This window comes from Miniimonas arenae (genome assembly GCF_006351005.1).
GTDB lineage: Bacteria > Actinomycetota > Actinomycetes > Actinomycetales > Beutenbergiaceae > Miniimonas > Miniimonas arenae.
In genome coordinates, this window is the sequence record NZ_VENP01000111.1 from 1 (window position 1) to 1,956 (window position 1,956).

Annotated in this window: 1 pseudogene; it reads left to right on the plus strand. The window is 68.1% G+C overall.

What is annotated here, in order from left to right:
• Positions 1 to 186 precede the first annotated feature (186 nt).
• Positions 187 to 1,011 (plus strand): annotated as a pseudogene (locus tag FH969_RS14780) (ISL3 family transposase); the annotation flags it as partial.
• Between the last annotated feature and the right edge of the window lie 945 nt (positions 1,012 to 1,956).

Here is a 1,956-nt window from a genome sequence, read left to right on the forward strand (position 1 = left end):
TGCGCCAGCTCTACCCACTCATCGTCGAAGTGCTGCTGCCCCAGCGCGAAACGGCCGCCGCTTGACTCCAGTCAATAGGAGTGTCGCAGTTGAGGGTGTGGTGAGGGGCGGCGCGTCGGTGCCGGGTAGAGGTCGAGGTCTTCCGAGGATGGGAGTTCTCACACAGCCCATCGGGAAGACCTCGACGTGTCTGACGCTACCTTCGCCTGCCCTGACGTGACCGCGTTCGCGCGCGTGGACGAGCTCGAGCTGGAGGTGACCTGGCAGCGGCTCGAGCCGGACCGGGCGGTGCTGGCCTGTCGCGTGCTCGAACCGGACCGCTGGTGCCGGCGTTGTGGTTGCGAGGGCACCGTGCGGGACACGGTGACCCGTGGGCTCGCCCATGAGCCGCTGGGCTGGCGTCCGACGACGTTGCTGGTCACGGTGCGCCGCTACCGGTGCACGGGGTGCGGTCACGTCTGGCGCCAGGACACCAGCCTCGCTGCCGAGCCGCGTGCGAAGCTGTCCCGTCGCGGGATGCGGTGGGCGCTGGAAGGGCTGGTGGTCGGGCACCTGACCGTCGCCCGGATCGCCGAGGCGTTGGCGGTCTCGTGGAACACGGCCAACGACGCAGTCCTGGCCGAGGGCAAGCGGGTCCTGATCGAGGATCCCGAACGCTTCGACGGCGTCGCGGTGATCGGTGTCGACGAGCACGTGTGGCGACACACCCGCCGCGGGGACAAGTACGTCGCCGTGATCATCGACCTGACCCCGATCCGGGACGGGACCGGCCCCTGCCGCCTGCTGGACATGGTCCCGGGCCGCTCCAAGCAGGCGTTCAAGACCTGGCTCGCCGGGCGCCCTGCGCCCTGGCGGGAGGCCCTGGAGGTCGTGGCGATGGACGGGTTCACCGGCTTCAAGACCGCCACCACCGAGGAGCTGCCCGACGCGGTCGCGGTCATGGACCCGTTCCACGTCGTGCGCCTCGCCGGGGACGCCCTGGACCGGTGCCGGCGCCGGGTCCAGCAAGACCTGCCGTCCGAGATAGCTCGCGTTGAGGTGCCGCTGAGCCACCCCGTCACGGTGGACGACGCTCTCACCCTGATCGACGATGTCGATCTCGACGTCGTTGGCGTTCGGCACGAGCAGCCGGGCATCGAGGGCGAGTACTTCATCGACAGTGGACAGAGCGTGGAAGCCTTCCTGGAGTCATTCGAGACCGAGACCGGAACCCAGCCCCAGGCCGTCGCGCTCATCGCGGAGGTGGAGGCGACCACCTCACAGTCGGAGCGCAGCACCAGCAGTGCGCTCGACGCAGTCCAGGCGAAGGTCGGCGAAGTGATCCTCGACGTCAGTGCCGACCTCCCCGAGTTCACGGCACCGCTGGCGGTGCCCACGGCCGAGGTGGACGCGAAGGTCGCCGCAGCTGCCGAGACTGCACCCACGGACACTGCTGCCCGGCTCGCCTCGGCGACGTGGTTCCCTCACTACAACGAGATCTACGCCCTGCAATCGTTCACTGGAGTCGAGGGCGCCGACGCGGCCAACGTGGCGGTCTACAGCATCTGGAACGGCGGCAGCAACAGCCCAGACGTGATCCCCACGGACTGGGGCATTGAGGTGGACACCTACCAGTACAACTCCCAGATGCTCGGTATTCGACCGGCCTGCGCCCCAGGCGTCTACTCGGCCTTCTGGGGCAGCAAGGGCAGCGGTCCCAGCGGGATCGCCTCCTGGTACATCTACAACCTGAGCTCTGAGCTCCCGAAGACCACCCTCGGCGCCTACTACGACTGGGTCGACTCGACCGACGCGTGCGCCGACCAGTCGCTTTCCATCGGAATTGGCTACCCTCGGAGCCTGAGCAACTACTCCGAGACCACGGGGGGCAGCGTCGTCCTCCAGACCGTCATTCACACCGCGCGTGGAACGAAGTCGAGCAGCCCGATGTCGGTCAACATGCAGGCCAACTCCAAC